The organism is Leifsonia poae (genome assembly GCF_020009625.1).
GTDB classification, from domain to species: Bacteria; Actinomycetota; Actinomycetes; order Actinomycetales; family Microbacteriaceae; genus Leifsonia; species Leifsonia poae_A.
On record NZ_JAIHLP010000002.1, the window covers coordinates 2,753,427 to 2,772,193 of the forward strand.

The 18,767-nt window shown below is 68.6% G+C and carries 14 protein-coding genes and 2 pseudogenes; 6 read left to right on the plus strand and 10 right to left on the minus strand.

Features of this window, described 5'->3' with window-relative positions; genetic code table 11:
* Positions 1-20 precede the first annotated feature (20 nt).
* On the plus strand, positions 21-1,430 hold the full coding sequence (locus tag K5L49_RS13910; RefSeq protein WP_223693632.1) for an FAD-dependent oxidoreductase: 1,410 nt from the start codon (positions 21-23) through the stop codon (positions 1,428-1,430).
* A gap of 191 nt (positions 1,431-1,621) precedes the next feature.
* Positions 1,622-2,941, plus strand: a complete 1,320-nt coding sequence (locus tag K5L49_RS13915) for an MFS transporter (protein WP_223693634.1) — start codon at positions 1,622-1,624, stop codon at positions 2,939-2,941.
* 326 nt (positions 2,942-3,267) lie between these two features.
* On the opposite strand, the gene K5L49_RS13920 is transcribed toward K5L49_RS13915, so the two are convergent.
* Entirely contained in the window at positions 3,268-3,777 is a 510-nt protein-coding gene (locus tag K5L49_RS13920; protein WP_223693636.1) for a VOC family protein, read from the minus strand.
* 99 nt (positions 3,778-3,876) lie between these two features.
* Here K5L49_RS13920 and K5L49_RS13925 point away from each other — a divergent pair.
* Positions 3,877-4,449, plus strand: a pseudogene (locus tag K5L49_RS13925) (helix-turn-helix transcriptional regulator); the annotation flags it as partial.
* A 457-nt stretch (positions 4,450-4,906) separates the two neighbouring features.
* On the opposite strand, the gene K5L49_RS13930 reads toward K5L49_RS13925, so the two are convergent.
* The 4 genes from K5L49_RS13930 to K5L49_RS13945 form a co-directional block, all read right to left on the minus strand.
* Positions 4,907-6,625 (minus strand): MDR family MFS transporter, encoded by a 1,719-nt coding sequence (locus tag K5L49_RS13930; RefSeq protein ID WP_223693638.1) that lies wholly within the window; start codon positions 6,623-6,625, stop codon positions 4,907-4,909.
* Positions 6,626-6,674: 49 nt separating this feature from the next.
* Positions 6,675-7,274 carry a TetR/AcrR family transcriptional regulator gene (locus tag K5L49_RS13935; RefSeq protein ID WP_223693639.1) on the minus strand — a complete coding sequence of 200 codons (600 nt, stop codon included), beginning with the start codon at positions 7,272-7,274 and terminating at the stop codon, positions 6,675-6,677.
* A gap of 254 nt (positions 7,275-7,528) precedes the next feature.
* Entirely contained in the window at positions 7,529-8,098 is a 570-nt protein-coding gene (locus K5L49_RS13940) for a cysteine hydrolase family protein (RefSeq protein ID WP_223693641.1), read from the minus strand.
* Between the two features lie 68 nt (positions 8,099-8,166).
* Entirely contained in the window at positions 8,167-9,570 is a 1,404-nt protein-coding gene (locus K5L49_RS13945) for an MFS transporter (protein WP_223693643.1), read from the minus strand.
* A 59-nt stretch (positions 9,571-9,629) separates the two neighbouring features.
* On the opposite strand from K5L49_RS13945, the gene K5L49_RS13950 reads away from it, so the two are divergent.
* Positions 9,630-10,082: a MarR family winged helix-turn-helix transcriptional regulator gene (locus tag K5L49_RS13950; RefSeq protein WP_223693644.1), complete on the plus strand. Its 453-nt coding sequence runs from the start codon at positions 9,630-9,632 to the stop codon at positions 10,080-10,082.
* A gap of 4 nt (positions 10,083-10,086) precedes the next feature.
* Here K5L49_RS13950 and K5L49_RS13955 read toward each other — a convergent pair whose 3' ends face one another.
* Genes K5L49_RS13955 through K5L49_RS13970 form a run of 4 tightly spaced genes read right to left on the minus strand, consistent with a single transcriptional unit; the run spans position 10,087 to position 15,813 of the window.
* Entirely contained in the window at positions 10,087-11,919 is a 1,833-nt protein-coding gene (locus K5L49_RS13955) for a heavy metal translocating P-type ATPase (protein ID WP_223693646.1), read from the minus strand.
* 39 nt (positions 11,920-11,958) lie between these two features.
* The gene (locus tag K5L49_RS13960) at positions 11,959-12,906 is read right to left on the minus strand and encodes an alcohol dehydrogenase catalytic domain-containing protein (protein ID WP_223693648.1); all 948 of its coding nucleotides are present in this window, start codon (positions 12,904-12,906) and stop codon (positions 11,959-11,961) included.
* Positions 12,907-12,955: 49 nt separating this feature from the next.
* A complete protein-coding gene (locus K5L49_RS13965; protein ID WP_223693650.1) occupies positions 12,956-14,515 on the minus strand; it encodes a carboxylesterase/lipase family protein in 1,560 nt (519 codons plus the stop codon).
* 2 nt (positions 14,516-14,517) lie between these two features.
* On the minus strand, positions 14,518-15,813 hold the full coding sequence (locus K5L49_RS13970; RefSeq protein WP_223693651.1) for an MFS transporter: 1,296 nt from the start codon (positions 15,811-15,813) through the stop codon (positions 14,518-14,520).
* 86 nt (positions 15,814-15,899) lie between these two features.
* On the opposite strand from K5L49_RS13970, the gene K5L49_RS13975 reads away from it, so the two are divergent.
* The gene (locus tag K5L49_RS13975) at positions 15,900-17,057 is read left to right on the plus strand and encodes an ROK family transcriptional regulator (protein WP_223693653.1); all 1,158 of its coding nucleotides are present in this window, start codon (positions 15,900-15,902) and stop codon (positions 17,055-17,057) included.
* 15 nt (positions 17,058-17,072) lie between these two features.
* On the opposite strand, the gene K5L49_RS13980 is transcribed toward K5L49_RS13975, so the two are convergent.
* Complete coding sequence (locus tag K5L49_RS13980; protein WP_223693655.1) at positions 17,073-17,657, minus strand: helix-turn-helix domain-containing protein; 585 nt, start codon at positions 17,655-17,657, stop codon at positions 17,073-17,075.
* Positions 17,658-17,784: 127 nt separating this feature from the next.
* Here K5L49_RS13980 and speB point away from each other — a divergent pair.
* Positions 17,785-18,749: pseudogene (gene speB, locus K5L49_RS13985) on the plus strand (agmatinase).
* Positions 18,750-18,767 lie beyond the last annotated feature (18 nt).

Sequence of the window (18,767 nt, forward strand, 5' to 3'; positions counted from 1 at the left end):
CCCAGGTAAGGAGACAGGCAGTGGCTCAGCCCCCGCTTCGTGAAAGGTCCATCAGCTACGACGTCGCCGTGATCGGAGGCGGCCCCGGCGGCTTCCCGGCGGCGCTCGCCGCTGCACGGAACGGAGCGCGGACCGTCCTGGTGGAGCGCAGTGCGGCCCTCGGCGGCGCTGCCGCGTCGGGGTTGAGCATCCTCGGATTCCTCGACCGGGCGGGCAACAAGGCGCTCGACGGAATCCCGCAGGAATTCATCGACCGGCTGGCCGCGCTCGGCGGCTCTCCCGGACACTTCTGGTGCCCCGTGCACAACTCGATCACCCCGGTCTCGTCTGACCTCGTGAAGATCGTCGCCATGCAGATGTGCAAAGAGGCGGGCGTCGACATCCTGTTCGAGAACGAGCTCATCGGCGCCGAGGTCGACGACGACGTGCGGCTGCGTGCGGTCACCGTCTTCGGCAAGCTGACGACCACGCGCATCGAGGCGAAGCAGTTCATCGACGCGACCGGGGATGGTGACCTCGCCTACCTCGCAGGAGTCCCGTTCACGCGTGGCCAGGAGAACACGCAGATCATGCAGCCGAGCACCCTTGTGTTCACCGTCGCCGGGCATGACCTCGACCGCCTGTTCGACTTCCTCGACGAGCACCCGGAAGAGATGGGGATCAAAGAGGACTACGCCGCCGGATACGATGTCGACTTCCTCCGCAAGACCCGCGGACATTGCTTCATCGGCCTGACCGATCTGGTGCGGAAGGCCCGCGAGGCCGGGGACTTCTCGGTTCCGCGCAACCAGTTCATCCACATCGCCACAGCGTCCGAGAAGCTGCTGACGATCAACACATCGCGCGTCACCCGCATCGACGCCTCAGACCCGGTCGAACTCTCCGCCGGACTCGAGACCGGGTATGAGCAGGTGCTTGAGATCGTGGGCTTCATGCGGAAGTACGTGCCCGGTTTCGAAGACGTCGTCATCTCGCAGATCGCCCCCGCGCTGGGCATCCGAGAGACCCGCCACTTCCTCGGTGAGTTCCGGCTGACCATGGACGACCTCGACAGCGAGGCGACCACCGAGGCCGCGATCGCGCAGTCGGCGTACAACATCGACATCCACTCCGGCACCGGTGAAGGCATCGAACTCTCCGTGATCGAGAAGCCGTACGGCATCCCGTATGGCTCCCTCGTGCCGAAAGACGTCGACGGTCTGCTCCTGAGTGGTCGCACGATCTCCGTGGATTCGACAGTGTTCGCGTCCGCGCGGGTGATGGGCACCTGCATGGCGTTGGCCGAGGCGGCCGGCACGGCCGCCGCGATGGCACTCGCTGTCGACGGGCGGGTGCGCGACGTCGATGTGGACGCCCTCCGAGCGCGCCTCGTCGCGCAGGGCGCGATGATCCCCGGTTCGATCAGACAGCCGGAAGTGTCCGCCGCCTGAACGAACCGGCGCCCGACCCCCGGCGTGATGAACTGGTGCCCTGCGCGAATGCCAGTCCGACAGGTCGGAGGTCGGGCCGATGAGCGGGCCCGCATCCGTGGGCGCTGCTCGCGTCGGATCCCCCGGTCCGACGCTCGTCCGGATGCTCCGGCGCACCCCGCCCAGCATTCACAGAACAAAGGATGACATTCATGAGCAACGTCGCTCAGCACGAGCGGTCCGGCACCGAGCTCTCGGAATCGGCTTCTCGGCGCACTCTGCTCGCCAGCACGGTCGGTACCGTCCTGGAGTGGTACGACTTCAACCTTTACGGCCTCGCTTCGGCGCTGGTTCTCGGCCCCCTCATGTTCGGCTCGAGCGGCGTCGGCGGAACCCTCGCCGCCTTCGCGTCCCTCGGCGTCGGGTTCCTCGCCCGCCCGATCGGTGGTTTCGTGCTCGGGAACCTCGGTGACAAGATCGGCCGCAAACCGATCCTGATGTTCACGTTCATCACCATGGGTCTGAGCTCGGCGCTCATCGGTCTGCTGCCGACGAACGCGCAGATCGGCATCTGGGCGCCGATCCTCCTCTGCGTTCTCAGGATCGTTCAGGGCTTCGCGGTGGGTGGAGAGTTCGCGGGCGCGACACTGTTGACGATGGAGAACGCCCCGATCAAACGGCGGGGCTTCTTCGGGGCGGTGCCGTCGATGGGGACGGGAGCCGGATTCGTTCTGGCCACCGTGGTGTTCGCCCTGGTCTCAGCATTGCCCAACGATGCGTTCCTCGCTTGGGGCTGGCGCATCCCCTTCCTGCTCAGCGTCGTGCTGGTGATCTTCGGCGTGATCGTGCGGTCACGCCTGGAGGAGACGAAGGTCTTCAAGGACATCAAGAAGGCCGACACCAAGCGAGCGCCGTTGGTGACCGTGTTCACCAAACACCCGATGGCTGTGCTGCGCACCATCGGTCTCGTCATGGGCGGCGCGGTGTGGGGCTACCTGATCCAGACGTTCTCGCTGTCGTACGGAACGGCGAACCTCGGGATGGACCGCACCGCGCTGCTGTGGGCGGTCGGCGTCGCCGCGGCCCTTGAGATGGTGACTATCCCGTTCTGGGGCTGGTTGTCGGACAGGGTCGGCCGGAAGAAGATCATCGTCACCGGCGTCGTGCTCACGGTGCTCTACGTATTCCCGTTCTTCTGGTTGCTGAACACCCGTGATCCGTGGCTCGTGTTCCTGGCCATCGTCATCGGCCTCCCGATTCTGAAGGACATGATCTTCGGGCCGCAGGCGGCGTTCGCCGCTGAGATGTTCAGCTCGAACGTGCGGTACAGCGGGGTCAGCGCCGGCCGTGAGCTGGGTGCGGCGATCTTCGGCGGCAGCGCGCCGTTCATCGCGACAATGCTGATCTCGTTGGGCGCCGGGGCCGTCTGGCCGTTGGCGATCTACATCATCGCCACTCTCGTCATCACCGGTTTCACCGTGCTCACCGGGCCGAACAACGCCGACAAGGACCTCCGCGACATCGGCGACTGAGCGGTCGCGCTGCGCCGGGCCTGTTCTCAGGAGGCTGCGCCGGGCCTGTTTTCAGGAGGCTGCGCCGGGCCTGTTTTCAGGAGAAGACGGCGGCGGATGGCCGCAGAGTCCTGATAACAGGACTCTGCGGCGCTCCCCGCGCGTCGGCTCCTGTTTTCAGGAGGCTGCGTCGGGCCTGTTTTCAGGAGGCGACGCCGGGCCTGTTTCAGGAGGCTGCGTCGGGCCTGTTTTCAGGAGAAGACGGCGACGGATGGCCGCAGAGTCCTGATAACAGGACTCTGCGGCGCTCCCCGCGCGTCGGCTCCTGATAAGAGGTCTCGCGAAGGCTAGGCGGCGGCGACGTCGAGAACCCAGGTCACCCCGAAGCGGTCGGTCAGCATGCCGAACCCGGTGCTCCACGCCGATGCTGCGAATGCTTCGACGATCGTTGCGCCGACCGAGAGCCCCGCCCAGTACTGTTGCACCTCGGCGAACGACTCGCCGCGAACCGAGACGAAGAAAGGCCGGTCGGTGAGCGTGAGACCGTTCTCGCGGCGCGTCGAACCGGTTTCGGCGGACGGGTCGGCGGCCGGGTCGGCGGACGGGTCGGCGGACGGGTCGACGTCGGCCGTCGCAGCGTCGGAGCGGTCCGGGATGTCGTAGGCCATCACGCGGAAGCCCTCCGCGGTTTCGAGTCCGCCGAAGACGACGTTCTCTGCACCAGGAGCGTCCTTCGGCATGCCGAGGTCGCCGTAGGTCGTGATCGTGGCCTGGCCGCCGAAGACCGACTGGTAGAAGGCCAGAGCCGCGCGGGCGTCGCCGCGGAAGTTGAGGTGGGTGGTGGTCGTGGTGCTCATATTCGCTCCCTTGAGGTGGCGTCGGGTTCCTCCCCGACGACAGTCACTCTCGCAGGAGTAGAGGACAGTTTCTGTCCTCTGTACCCCTACCATGAAGAGATGGCGACGACCACCTCCCGACTGCTTCAACTGCTGTCGCTTCTGCAGGCACGACGCGATTGGCCGGGGTCGGTGCTCGCCGAGCGGCTCGCCATCAGCCATCGCACGGTGCGACGCGACGTCGACCGGCTGCGCGAGCTCGGGTATCGCATCCATGCCACGAAGGGACCGGATGGCGGCTACCGTCTCGACGCGGGCAGCGAGCTCCCACCCCTGCTTTTCGATGACGACCAGGCCGTCGCTCTGGCGGTCGCTCTGCAGACGGCGACGGGCAGCGGGGCCGGGATCGGGGAGGCCGCGCTGCGAGCCTTGACGACAGTGCGGCAGGTGATGCCGTCGCGGCTGCGTCACCGACTGGACTCGGTGGAGTTCACGACCGTTCCGGGGCGCAGCGGTGACGCGACACCCGATGCGGTCTCGACGGATGTGCTCATCGCCCTGTCTGCGGCGACCCGCGCGCACGAGGTGTTGCGTTTCGACTACGCGACGAACCCGGGCGCTGCCGGGGTGGACGCGGTGTCGCCGCGCCGGGCGGAGCCCCACCATCTGGTGACGGCCCAGGGCCGCTGGTATCTCGTCGCGTGGGATCTCGACCGCGCCGACTGGCGTCTGTTCCGCGCCGACCGTATCGTGCCCCGCACCCCGAATGGACCCCGTTTCACTCCCCGGGAGGTTCCCGGCGGCGATGTCGCCTCGTTCGTGTCAGCCCGTTTCAAGGGCTCCGTGAGCGCCGACCGGTGGCCCTGCGTCGGGAAGGTGATCCTCGGCCTGGCGGCCGCTCAGGTTCTGCCGTTCGCGGGCGACGGCGTCGTCGAAGACCTCGGATCAGATCGGTGCCTCCTGGAGACCGGCTCATGGTCGTGGGTTGCGCTGGCTGCCTCGCTCAACCGCTTCGATGCCGACATCGAGGTGCTCGGGCCCCCGAACTCGCCGACGCGTTCGCGAGGCTGGCATCCCGCAACGCCGCCACGGCGGAACGTCACCGCAGCTGAGAGCGGGAGCCGGCGCCGCCGAGCGGCGCCGGCCGCCGTCAGCGGAGCTCGTCCGCCTTGTCAGCGTCAGCGTCAGCGTCAGCGTCCGCCTTGTCAGCGTCGGCGTCGGCGTCGGCGTCAGTCTTGCCGGGTTCGGCCTTCGAGCGTGACTCGCGTCGCGAAGACGCCTCGCGTTGCTGCGCCTCCAGCAGTTCCGCCTCTTCGCCGGTGATGGCCTCACCACGGGCGACGAGACCGGCCTGATCGGAGAGCGGGATCTGCTTGAGGAACAGCGACAACAGGAACGCCGCGACGATGAACGGGAGGAGGTACCAGAACACGGGGGCGAGGGCATCGGCGTATGCGTTGACGACGCCGGTGTGCACGGCCTCCGGCAGCTTGTCGAGGGCCGCCGGGCTGAGGGTCGCGGTCGCCCCCGCCGCGTCGGTCGGCGAGGCGCCCGCCTTGGTGAACACGCCGGTCAGGTTCTCGGCCAGCCGGGTGGTGAAGATGGTGCCGAAGACCGCAGTGCCGAGCGCGGCCCCCACCTCGCGGAAGTAGTTGTTGGTGGAGGTTGCGGTGCCGAGCTGCGCGGCCGGGACCGCGTTCTGCACGACCAGCACGACGACCTGCATGATCAGGCCGAGACCGGCACCGAAGATGAACAGGTATGCGCAGATCAGCCAGATCGGGGTGGCGGCGGCCAGCGTGGTCATGCAGACCATCGCGATGCCGGTGATCACCGTTCCGAGGATCGGGTAGAGACGGTACCGCCCGGTCTTCGTGATCGCGGTGCCCGACAGGATCGAGGTGCCGATCAGACCGACCATCATCGGGATCATCAGCAGCCCCGACGCCGCTGCGGAGGTTCCGGACGACATCTGCAGGAAGGTCGGGACGAAGCCGATGGCGGCGAACATGCCGATGCCGATGGCCAGACCGATCGCCGTCGCGTTGACGAAGATCGGGTTCTTGAACAGGCTGAGCGGGATGATCGGGTCTTTGGCCTTCGCCTCGGCGATCACGAACGCGACAGCAGCGGCCAGCATGCCGACGCCCCACGCCCAGGTTCCCAGGTCGCCCCAGCCGTGGCTCTTGTCGCCGCCGAAGTCGGTGAAGAAGATCAGGCAGGTCGTCGCTATCGACAGGAATAGGATGCCGAGGATGTCGATCGGGCGTGTGGCCCTCTTGCTCGGCAGGGTGAGCGCGAACAGGGCGATCACGAGCGCGGCGATGCCCACCGGGATGTTGATGTAGAACGCCCACTGCCAGGTCATGTGGTCTACGAAGAAGCCGCCGAGCAGCGGGCCGGCGACGGCGGAGAGGCCGAAGATCGCGCCCAGCGGGCCGAGGTACTTTCCGCGCTCGTTCGCCGGCACGATGTCGGCGATGATCGCCTGCGAGAGGATCATCAGCCCGCCGCCGCCGAGGCCCTGCATGGCGCGGAACACGACGAACATCCAGAAGTCGGTGGCGAACGCGCATCCGATCGAGGCCGCGGTGAAGATCGCGATGGCGATGATGAACAGCCAACGTCGCCCGAGCACGTCACCGAGCTTGCCGTAGACCGGCATCACGATCGTGGTGGCGAGGATGTATGCGGTCGTGATCCAAACCTGGTTCTCGACGCCGCCGAGGTCGCCGACGATGGTCGGCATGGCGGTCGAGACGATGGTCTGGTCGAGGCTGGAGAGCAGCATCCCTGCGATGAGGGCGCTGAAGATGATCCAGATGCGCCGCTTGGTCAGCAGCATCGGCGCGGGGGCGATGGCGGTCATAGGGTCCGTTCGGTGGTGGTCGTGATCAAGTGGGTCGTTGTTGTCGTGATCAGAAGAGCTCGCGCACGGCGTCGAGTCGTCGGCGCAGGATCGTGGGCACATCGTCGGCACCGTCGCTGCGGAAGAACTCCTCGGTGCTCGCGCGCAGCACGGCCCCGGCCAGCTGCACCGCCGCGGCCGCGCGCAGGTCGCCGGGGGGGAGGCCTTCGCGGCGCTCGACGAGCTCGATGTCACCGCGCTCGCCCACGCCGGCAAGTTCCAGCAGATGGCCGATCAGTCGGGGCTCGCGTTCGAAAGCGGCCAGGAGCTGCCGGGCTTCGGCGGGTGTGATGCCGTCGGATGTCCAGCGGTCGACGTGCATTTCGAGAAGATCGTCGACCAGGTGGCGGAGGCCTCGTTTGCCGGCAGCGGTGAAGCGCTCGGCGGCGCCGGATTCGTCGGCGTCGATGGAGAAGCCGATGACGGCGTTCTCCTTGGTCGCGAAGTAGTTGAAGAAGGTGCGGCGGGAGACGCCGACCTCGTCGCACAGCTCCTCGATGGTGAAGCCGCCGAGGCCCCGCTCGATCGTGAGCCGGCGAGCGGCGCTCTTGAGCCCCAGCGCGGTCTCGGCCTTGCGGCGCTCGCGCGTGGAGATTGCACTCTCGTTCACAAGGTGCAATATTGCACCCATTACCTGAGAGTGCAATGTGGACGGAATTTGGAGGTCACACCAGTACCTCCCTGCCCGGGTTCCGACGGCGCATCATGAAGAGACATCCGAGCGGAATGAGGGACACCATGCCAGAGCCCAGTCGTGCCCAGCAGGTGATCATCCACCTCGCGTTCTACGCCGGCCGGCCCAAGGCCATGTCGGCCATCCAGGTCGCCAAACGGGTGTTCGCGGAGGACGCATCCTGATGGAGCTCAGGGTCGCGTGGCCGTGAGGAGGTCGATGATCTCCTGGGTCGTTCCGGTCTCGCCGACCCGGGGGAAGATGCGGGTGAGGCTGTTCTCGTGCGCTTCGGCGCTGCTGTCGGTCATGGCGTCGGTGGCGAAAGTGACGTGGAACCCATTCTCCTGCGCGTGCCGGGCCGTCGATTCCACCCCCGCGCTCGTGGAGACGCCAGTGACGACGACCTGTGTCACGCCGAGCCCGGCGAGGTGATCGGCGAGTCCCGTGCCGGTGAACGCGCCCCAGGTGTGTTTGGTGACGATGTGGTCGCCGGGCTGCCGGCCGAGCCCGTCGACGAGGGCGGTCATCGAGTCGGGTATCACCCGGCTCGTCCCGGCGTGGTTGGCATCGCTGCGCGTGGCCGGGCCGCCGTCGACGTTGATCAGGACGACGGGCAGACCGTGGCGGCGGAACGCGTCGGCGAGTGCGCGGGCCCGCTCGATGATGCGGTCGATCGGTTCGACGGACGGGCGCTCGAGGATTCCGGTCTGGAGGTCGACCACCAGGAGGGCGGTCTGGGGGTCGAGAGTCGTGAGGGGCATGTTCGGTTCCTTCTGTCGGGGCGTTGCGGGATGGGCGGGCGGGCTCGAGGGCGAGCTCAGGCGCGCGCTCAGGGGGCGGGCTCGTCCGGATGGGCGAGAACGGGGATGCGTCGGTCGAGCACGGTGAGTAGCAGGGAGACGACGCCGATTCCGATGATCACCCAGCCGAGGCGGTGGAATCCGTCGTCTGTGATCCGGGGGCCGAAGACGATGCCGATGAGGCTGGCGGAGAAGATGGCTCCGACATAGGCGAACGTGCGGTACAGGCCGGCGGCGACCGCGATGTCTTCTGCCGGCGCCTGGAGGTAGAGGGTCGCCTGGTTGGCGAAACCGGAGAAGCCGTTGGTCACCCCCAGCAGCAGGGTCGTGCCGACCAGGCCGATCACCAGGACGTTCGAGCCGCTGTGAAGGAGCAGGATCGCCGCCCCGGTCAGCACGAGGGTGCCTGCGCCGGCGATGAGCGGGTAGCGGATCCATCCTTTGTTCGAGTTGATGCGCGCCAGTACGATGCTCGCCGCCGACAGCGGGAGCAGGATCAGCCCGACCGTGAACGGCGAAAGACCGGCGCCCTGCTCCATCCATTGGCTCGCCCCGTAGAGGGTGGTGTAGATGCCCAGCCCGACGAGGGTCTGCCGCAGGTAGGTGCGTTGCAGGGGGCTGTTGCGGGCGAGCATCCGCACGTCGATGAGGGGGCGGTCGACCCGGCGCTCCCAGAGCAGGAGGGTCGTGAGGAGCAGGGCGGCCACGATCAGCACCCACCAGGCCGGGTCGGTCAGGTCGGAGAGGAACAGCAGCAGGGCCACGATGCCCGCGGCGAACAACGCGATTCCCGGCAGATCGATCGCCTTGAGTACGTTCCCTCGGTCGGTCGCGGGAATCGGATCGCGGGCGATGCCGCGAGCGGCGAAGGCGAACACGATGATCGCGAGGGGAATGTTGACGAGGAACAGGGCGCGCCACCCGAATGCTCCCGCCAGCACGCCGCCGATGGGCAGGCCGAACACGGTGGCGACCTGGGAGGCGATCGAGAAGTTCCCCAGTACGCGGGAGGGGATTCCGGTGCCGAGCCCATCGGCTCGCCGGCGGACGAGTGCCATCGCCGTGGGGTACGCCGCTGACGTTCCGATGCCGATCAGCGCGCGCGAGACCAGCAGGAACCCGAAGGCCGGGGCGGCCGCTCCGGTCAGCCCTCCCAGGAACAGGATGCCGATGCCGATCAGGAAGACGCGGCGGGGGCCGAACAGGGTCGACAGTTTGCCCATGGTGGGCTGCATGACCGCACTGCACAGGTAGAGCACCGAGACCAGGGTCGCTGTCTGGCCCGGTCCGGTGTGGAAGTCGGCGGCGATGCCGACGAGACCGGTCGCGATCATCGAGCTGTTGATGGGGTTGAGGGTCGATCCCAGGAGCAGGGGGAACGTGAAGCGCGCTCCGAACGGCCGGGTGCCGGTCGGCTCTTTTCTGCTTCCCATCGTGCGTTCCGTTACTTCGTTAGTACTACTAATGACATGCTTTGTTACACTAACGAGTCATGAGCGGAACCGCAAGCGACCCGACACCGTCCGACGATGTGCGGGCTGTCAGCGCCGACGTACGGGCGGCGGTGGCCGGGATCTATCGCAGATTCCGCTCGGAGCGCGCGCAGGGGGAGCTTGGGGATGCGGCGATCGGCGTGCTGGCCCAGCTGCGGAAGAACGGACCGCAGAGTCTCAAAGCGCTCAGCGACCGAGCGCATGTGACCCCCGGCTCGATGAGCCAGACCGTGAACCGCCTCACCGCTGACGGCTACGCGATCCGTGTCCCCGATCCGACGGACGGCCGCAGAGTGCTTTTCGAGCCGACGCCGAAGGGGGCGGAGATCGAGGCGGCCGTTCAAGCTCGGAGCATCTCCTGGCTCGATTCGGAGATCGAGCGCCTTGCGGTGCCCGAACTCGCAGTGCTCCGCCAGGCGACGGCGCTCCTGAAGAAGATCTCCGAAAGCTGATGCGTCAGCGCCCCCGGCGCCCGCCCAGGGCGCGGAGGGCGGCGAGGATGGTGGCGAGGTCGACCACCTCTTGGAGGAGCGCACCGGCTGTGGCCGGGATCACCCCGAACGCGGCGACGACCATCAGCGCGGCCGAGATCGCGATCCCGAGCCAGATGCTCTGCAGGGCGATGCGCACGGTGTCCCTTCCGATCTGCACGGCATCCGCCGTGCGCGAGATGTCGTCGACCAGGATCACGGCGTCGGCCGACTCGCTCGCGGCGGTCGCCCCTTTCGCCCCCATCGCCACTCCGACGTCGGCAGCGGCGAGCACCGGGGCGTCGTTCACGCCGTCGCCCACCATGATCACCGGCCGGGCGCGGATGGCCGAGACCTCAGCGACCTTGTCGGCGGGAAGGCACTCGGCACGCACCCGGCTCACACCGAGTTCGGCGGCGATGTGCTCAGCCGTCTCCTGCGCATCCCCGGTGAGGATCATCGCCTCGGTCACGCCGAGCCGGTGCAAGCGTTCCAGGGTGCTCGCGGCGTTGTCCCGCAGCCGATCGGCGGCGAGCACCGCGCCCGCGAACGCGCCGTCGATGGCGACGTAGACCGCCAGCTCGCCGGGGCCGATGGTGGTGCGTCGAGCGTCCGGGGCGTGCGAGGCCACGAAAGCGAACTTCCCCACCACCACCTCACGTCCCGCGATCTGCGCGACGACGCCGTTCGTGGCCTCCTCACTCGCCGAGTCGGCAGGGTGCAGGTCGAGCCCCCTCGCCTGCGCCGCCGAGATCATCGACGCCGCGAGCACATGAGACGAGTATTGTTCGGCGCTCGCGACGGAGGCGAGCAGGTCGTCGGCGGTGAACGGCGGTTCCGCCCGCACCTCGGTGAGCGACGGGGTGCCCGTGGTGAGGGTGCCCGTCTTGTCGAAGACGACGGTCTTCGCCGAGGAGAGTTGCTCGAGCACCCCGCCACCCTTGACGATGATCCCGTCGCGGGCGGCCCTGCTCATCCCGCCGATGAAGGCGACGGGCGCGGCGATCAGCAGGGGGCAGGGCGTGGCCAGAACGAGCACCTCCGCGAACCGCACCGCATCGCCGCTGACCCACCAGGCCACGGCACCGATCATGAGGGAGAAGACGGTGAACGGCACCGCGAAGCGGTCGGCCAAGCGGACAACCGGGGCCTTGCTCTCGGACGCCTGGGCGACGAGGGCGACGATCTGCTGGTACTGGCTGGCCCCAGCGGCGGCCGTCGCGCGGATCTCCACGGCCACGGAGCCGTTCACCGCGCCGCTCAACACCGTATCGCCCTCCCGTTTCTCGACCGGGATGCTCTCGCCGGTGATCGACGACTGGTCGAGCGACGTCTCGGGCGAGAGCAGGATTCCGTCCACCGGCACGATTTCCGCCGGGCGCACCAGCAGCACATCGCCCACGAGCACGTCGTCGACCGGAACGTCGGCGAACCCCTGGCCGTCGGCGCGGTGCGCGAGCTGCGGGGAACGCGTGAGCAGTGCATCCAGTTCTCGTTTGGCCCGCCGGTTGGCGTAGTCCTCGAGCGCCTCGCCTCCGGTGAGCATCAGCACGACGACGATGGATGCGACGAACTCGCCCACGAGCACGGTTGCCACGATCGCGGTCACGGCCAGGATGTCGAGGCCGAACTCGCGGCGCAGCAGAGCCCGCACCATCCCGACCGCCTGCCAGACCGCGATGATGACGGCGTATCCGCTGAAGATCCACTGCACGAGCCAGCCGGCGCCGCTGAGGGCGAGCACAGCGCCGAGCACGATGATCGCGAGGGTGAGCGCCACGATGGGGTACCGTCTCACCGCGGCGAACACTCGGGTCATCTGGTCAGTCTCTCGGATCGACCGCGCCGGCGCCAGGCTTCAGGGTGTGGTTGCACTCCCGCGGCCGATCTCGATCGCCACTTTGCCGTGCGCGTGTCGACGGCGCTGGAAGGCGACCGCGGCCGGGGCTTCAGCGAGGGGGTACGTCGCGGCGATGGGGATGGCCAATGCGCCGGACGCGATCAGGTCGGTGAGCTCTCGGAGGGCGTCCGGCCGCGCGTCCGAGCCGTTGACCGCCCGGACTCCGCTCGGCGGGTCGTCCGCCTCGATCGTGACGATCCGGCGAGGGGCGACGCCGAGCCTCAGCGCGCTGTGGGCGGTCTCGGTGCTGTGCAGATCGGCCGCCGCGTCGACTCCCCCCGGAGCCAGCGCGCGCACGGCTTCGTCGAGGCCGGGACCGTATTGCGCGGGGGCGGCACCGAGCCACCGGAGGTCGTCGAAGGACGACGCCGAGCCTGTTCCGACGACGGTCGCGCCGGCACGAACGAGGAGCGGCACCAGGATCGACCCGACCCCGCCGGCCGCCCCGCCGACCAGGACGACGTCACCCGGTCGCACGGCGAGGGCGTCGAAGACGGCCGACGCGGTGCGGCCGGCGATGTCGAGCACGCCGGCACTCAGCTCGGATACCCCGTCGGGTGTCGCGTGCAGGCTGCGATGATCCTGTTCGAGCACTACCGAGGTGGCAACGGCCGCACCGCGGGCGCCGCCGAACACGCGGTCTCCGACGCTCCACCGCGTGACGGCGCTCCCGACGTCGGCGACGACGCCGGCGAAGTCGTTGCCGAAGCCGGAGGGGAGTGAGATTCCGAACGCGTCCGCGAGTGCGGGCGATTCCACGATCTGCCAATCGACGGGGTTGAGCCCGGCGACGGTGACCGCGATGCGCACCTGGTTCTTCGTCAGCGGGCCGTCCGCGACGGTGCTGAGGGTCAGGGCGCCGATGTCGCCGAACCGGTCGAATGTCAGTGCGGTCGAGGTGCTCACCCAAGGGGCAGCGTCGGCGGGGGCGTGTCCATTCCCTTCGGGTTCGCGCTCAGGCCGGGATGCTCTTCACGGGCGCGCCGAAGTCGGCGGCGGCAGGTGAGACACCCGCTCCCAGAGGTCGGCCGAAATGGTGGACGTCGCGATCCTCCCGCGTCCAGGGGTGCCAGCCGTCCTCGCCGTCGGCAGGGTTCCCCGACCGTGCGAAGGCCGACCAGGCGCCCATCATCCGCCGCGAGGTCTCGACGCGGGCGGGGTCACGACCGGTGAGCGGGATGCGGTCAACCGTGCCGAACACATAGGCCAGCTCGAGGCTGTGGCAGGATCCGAGCAGTCCGTCGAGCACCTCGGTCGTCTGGTCGAATTGGTAGACCCAGACGTTGCCTGCGGTCGGTGCGACGGCGTCCGCGATCTCGACGGCGGGGTCGCGCATGACCCGCGCGCTGATCCGGCGGGACCAGAGGAGGTGCGGCGGCTCGGCCGGGAACTCGGCGGCGAGGGCGTCGTAGGCGGCGGCACCCTGACCGGGCTCATCCTCCTCGATCAGGCGGGCGACCTGATCGCGGGTCATCCGTGTCGTGTACTCCGGCTCGTCCACCAGGAGCAGGCCGGCCTCATGCGCGGTCCACCCGATCATGAGCTGGTCTCCGACGAGCTCGGCGGTGCCGTCCTCTCGATGGAAAGGCTGCCGCGGGGCGTGCACCTCGTCGAGCGACGGCCCGAACCCCAGCAGCTGCTCGACGGGTGTGGCACCGAAGCGGGTGACGCCGAACCCGAGCATCCCGGCCTGAGCGTCGAGCAGACGCTCCAGTGGGATGCTCTGCAGCTCCCCGATCGCGGGCTCGCCGAGTGCGGCGAGGGCTCGGCGCCGGGTCTGGGCCGAGTGCTCCTGCGGTGGGAGGATCGCGAACGGGCCGCTCATCATGATCGAGCGGGCGAAGAGCCCCCGCGCTGCGGGAATCGCTTGCAATGTTCCGACTTTCGCGCTGCCGCCCGACTGCCCGCAAACGGTCACATTCGCCGGGTCACCGCCCACCGACGCGATGTTGCGACGAACCCAGTCGAGCGCCGCGACGATGTCGAGCATGCCGGCGTTGGCGGAGTCCGGGAAGCCTTCGTCCCGCAGGTCGAGGAAACCGGTGATCCCGAGCCGGTGGGTGACACTCACGACGACCAGGTCGCCGAACCGGGCGAGCTCGTCGCCGTTGAACACCATCTCGTTGCCGGAGCCGTGGGTGAACCCGCCGCCGTGCAGCCAGACGAGCACCGGCAGTGCGTCGTCCTGGCGTGCGGACGGCGCCCAGATGTTCAGCCGCAGACAGTCTTCGTCGATCGTGCCCCCCTCGACCGGCCATCCGCCGCGGGGGTAGAGCAGGGAGAGCATCCGGGGCCCGTTCGCGGCCGCGTGCGTGCGGGTGTCGACCTGCGGGGCGCTCGGCCCGAAGGCGAGGGCGTCGCGGACCCCGCTCCACGGCTCGACCGGCTGCGGGGCGCGGAAGCGGTTGGCGCCGCCGGTGGTCGCGCCGTACGGGACGCCGAGAAGGCTCACGACCGCGGCGGAGTCCATTCCCCTGAGCAGCCCGGAGTCGGTGGGGACGATGGTGTACGGCATGGTCAGCGGACCTTTCGGATGGGGATGATGAAGAACGCGGAGAGCGCGGCGGCGACGGCGGCGAAGATGAACAGTGGCGGGTACCCGCCGAGCGCGGTGATGATGAGCGCCGCGATGAACGGCGAGGCGATCTGCGGCCCCGTTGTCGCCACGTTGAGCAGGCCCAGGTCGCGCCCGTTGTTCTCGGCGTGCGGCACGACGAGGGTCATGATGGCCTGGTCCACCGCGCTGTAGATGCCGAAGAACAGGCCGGCGACGATCGAGTACGCGATCATGCCCGCGAAGCTCGGGACGAACACGGGGATGAGCGCCCCGGCCGCCACCCCGAACGAAGCGATGATCACGAAGATCTTCCGGCGCCGAAGCTTGTCGGAGAGCGGCCCCGAGACGATCGTCGTCACGAAGCTCGCCGCCATGTTGATCGTTCCGAGGAGCGCGACGGCGGCCGCGATGTTGCCGCCGGGCAGGTTCTTGACGCCGATGTAGTCGGTCAACGTGTAGAGCTGGTACGTCGAGATGGTCCAGTAGCCGACCATGATGGCCACGCGTGCCCAGAAGGCCCAGGCGAAGTCGTGGTCGGCGAGCCCGGAGAAGAAGTGCCGGAGCGATTGGCGTTCGCGGGCGACCGGGGCGGCTTCCGCTGCTCGGCTCGCCGTCGGGTCGGGCGTGAGGAAGACCAGGAGGAGGGTGCCGACGAGAAGAAGGGCGGCGATCACCAGGTAGGCGATGACGGGGCGGTCGACGAAGAACGGTGCGACATTGAGGCCGTAGATCACGCCGACGGTGACGGCGACGCCGGCGATCGACGACACCATACCCCGACGGGCTTCGGGCACGCGGTCGGGCATGACGGCAGTGATCACGGCCTGGAACGCGCTCATCGTGAGCATGACCCCGATGTAGGCGGCGCCGAGCCAGAACAGATCGGTCATCCCGCCGAGCAGGGCGAGCAGGAGTGCGGCGACGATCGCTGCGATCAGGAGCCACGGGGTCCGCCGGCCGAACCGGCTGCGCGTCCGATCCGAGAGGGCCCCGAAGACCGGGTTGCCGATCGCCGCGGCCAGGGCGCCGATCGAGGCGAGCAGGCCGTAGGCGCCGACCTTGCCGCCTTCGTCGATGGCCGCGATCTGGGTGGGGAGCACGATCTGCTGCATGCCTTGGAAGATCGCGTACATGCCGGCGTTGGCGAGAAAGAAGGTGCTGAGGAAGCGTGCGCCGCCGGCGATCTTTCCGGGCGGAGGGGCGGCGGAATCGCTTGTCTGGATGGGCGCGGGAACGGGCTGGATAGTATCGGACACGGTGACCTCTCTGTCATCAGGAACGCACTTCGGGTGAGCGCGGTACTATTATTTTCAGAGTCTGAAGTTAAAAGCAAGGGGTGGGTGTGGGCGACTCGGCGACCGGCGAACTCGCGGGGATGCGGCGACGCAACCTCCAACGGATCGTCGAGGCGGTGCGCGAGACGCCGGGCCTCTCTCAGAGCGACCTCGCAGCGTCGACCGGTCTCGCCGTCGGGGCGGTGAGCTCGCTCGTGAACGCGCTGATCGACGCCGGTGTCGTCTCGGAGGAGTCCGCGCGCTCCGGCCGAGGCCGACCCCGGCGGCTTCTCCGGCTCGACGATCGCTATGCCGATCTGGTCGGGGTGCGGATCACCCGCGGCGGAATCGACGCGCGCTCAGCGACGCTCTCGGGCCGAACCCTGGTCGGCATCCGGCGGCCGGCCATCGGCCCGTGGTCGATCGCCGACGCGGCCGCGACCATGCTGGAGCTGGTGACACGGGTCACGGAGGGGCTGCGTCGCCCGGGAGCTCACCCGTCCATCGTCATCTCGTTCCCGGGCGTGAGTGCGGATGGCCTCCTGAGCACCTCCGAGTTCGATTGGATCGACGAGCAGGAGGCCGAACTCCTGGAGCCGTTGCGCGCGGCCGGGTTCGCCCAGATCGTGATCCGCAATGACGGCGGTCTCGCCACCTTGGGGGAGTGGCGGGTCGGTGCGGCGCGGGGTCACGACAACGCGATCGTGATCCTGCTCGGGCGCGGGCTGGGCGGGAGCGCGGTGGTCGACGGTCATCTTCTGCGCGGGCACGGCAGCCCGCTGGGGTTCGGCCACGTGCCGATCGATCCGGCCGGTCCGATCTGCGTGTGCGGGCAGCGAGGGTGTCTCGAAGTCTTCGCGTCGTTGCAATCGTTCGCTGCTCTGCTCGGCGAATCCGAGCGGTTCTCCGCGATGGCCTCGATCGACTACGCCGTCGAGCTCGACCGACGGGCCGCCGACGGGGACGCCGTGGTCCTCGAGATCCTGGCCTCGGCGAGGCGCCGGCTCAGGGAGTTCGGCGAATTGGTCGCCGCCCTGTTCCTGCCCGAAGTCGTCGTCCTCAGTGGGCAGTCGGCGGCCGTGGTCCCCTGGCTGCTGAGCGACTCGGTGGGCATGGCGGCCGTTCCGATGGTCCGCGGCGTCCTCGATGCCGACGCCGCCCTGGTCGGCGCAGTGCTGGCGGCGCAGGAACTGTGGATGGAGGATCCGATCTCCTTCGGCGGGTGACGCCTCCCGTTCCGACTACGACGAGCCGCTCCAGGCGGCCGGGACGATCGTCCACAGCACCTCGGCCGGGCGGTCGCCCGGGTTGCGCCAATTGTGCGGCTCGCGGCCGGCGAATGTGAGCGTCTCGCCCGACGTCAGCTCGACGGTTCGCGTCGAGAAGAGCACGATGAGCGAGCCGCTGATGATATGGAGCACCTCGACATCGCAGTTGATCGTGTAGAGGTCGTTGCCTCCGTCAGCACCGGGTTCGAGGGTGGATCGCAGCACCTGCACCCGCGACTGCCCTCGTGGTGTGACGAGGCGCTCGACCGCACCGCGGCCGCCCAGATTGATGAGAGGGGCATCGTCGAGGCGGATGACGTCGGTCTCCGCCTCTTCGAAGAGGGATCCGATCGGCAGGGAGAGCACCTGGCAGAGGGTCACGAGGGTCGCGACGCTCGGCGAGGTCTCATCGCGCTCGACCCGGCTGAGGAACCCTTTGGTCAGGTGGGTCGCCGTCGCGACCTGCTCGATGGTCAGGCCCTGGGCGCGCCTGCTGGCCCTCAGTCGTGCCCCGACCCGGATCGGCAGCTCGGATGGCGTGGGATGGACGGGTCGCATGGTCTCCTCGCACTGGCATCGTGATCGGTTCTCATCTTGACAGGACTACCGGCACGCGCCACACTGGCACCACGGAAGTTGTCTAGCAAGCAAATTTTGTTGTTTGTCAGTAATAGTTTGGAACGCAATGACGCACGATGAGCCCCAAGGACCGCCCGACGCGAGCGTGAGCCCCCGCTATGCCGGATTCGCGACGTTCGCGCGATTGCCGCGCCTGGACGACGTTGCGGCGGCCGAGATCGCCGTCGTCGGCATCCCGTTCGACAGCGGTGTCAGCTACCGGCCCGGCGCCCGGTTCGGGCCGTCGCACGTGCGCGAAGCATCCCGGTTGCTGCGGCCGTACAACCCCGTGCAAGATGTCGAGCCGTTCGCGCAGCAACAGGTCGCCGACGCGGGGACATCGCGGTGAACCCCTTCAACATCACGGAAGCGGTCGCACAGATCGAAGACGCGGCCGGCGAGCTGACGGACGACGGCAAGCGCCTCGTGGTCATCGGCGGCGACCACACGATCGCCCTTCCTCTCCTGCGGGTCGCCGCGCGACGGCACGGCCCGGTCGCCGTGCTCCACTTCGACGCGCACCTCGACACCTGGGACACCTACTTCGGCGCACCCGTGACGCATGGCACACCGTTCCGTCGCGCCTCCGAAGAAGGCCTCATCGACCTGACCGCGAGCCTGCACGTAGGCATCCGCGGCCCGCTCTACTCGGATGCCGACCTGCGCGACGACGCCCGCCTCGGCTTCGCCATCATCGGAAGCCACGAGATCGAATCCGATGGGCTCGCTTCGGCGATCGAGCGGATGCTCGCCCGCATCGGCGACCGCCCGATCTACCTGTCGATCGACATCGATGTCCTCGACCCGGCGCACGCCCCCGGAACGGGCACCCCCGAGGCCGGCGGCATGACCAGCCGAGAACTCCTGGCGATGATCCGCGCGCTCCGAGGTTCCAACCTGATCGGCGCCGACATCGTCGAGGTGTCCCCGGCCTACGACCACGCGCAGCTCACCGCCATCGCGGCATCGCATGTCGCCTACGAGATCATCTCTGCGATGACCCCGGATCGCCCAGCCGGCGCACGCCACTGAACCCCGAGCCCCGCCCAC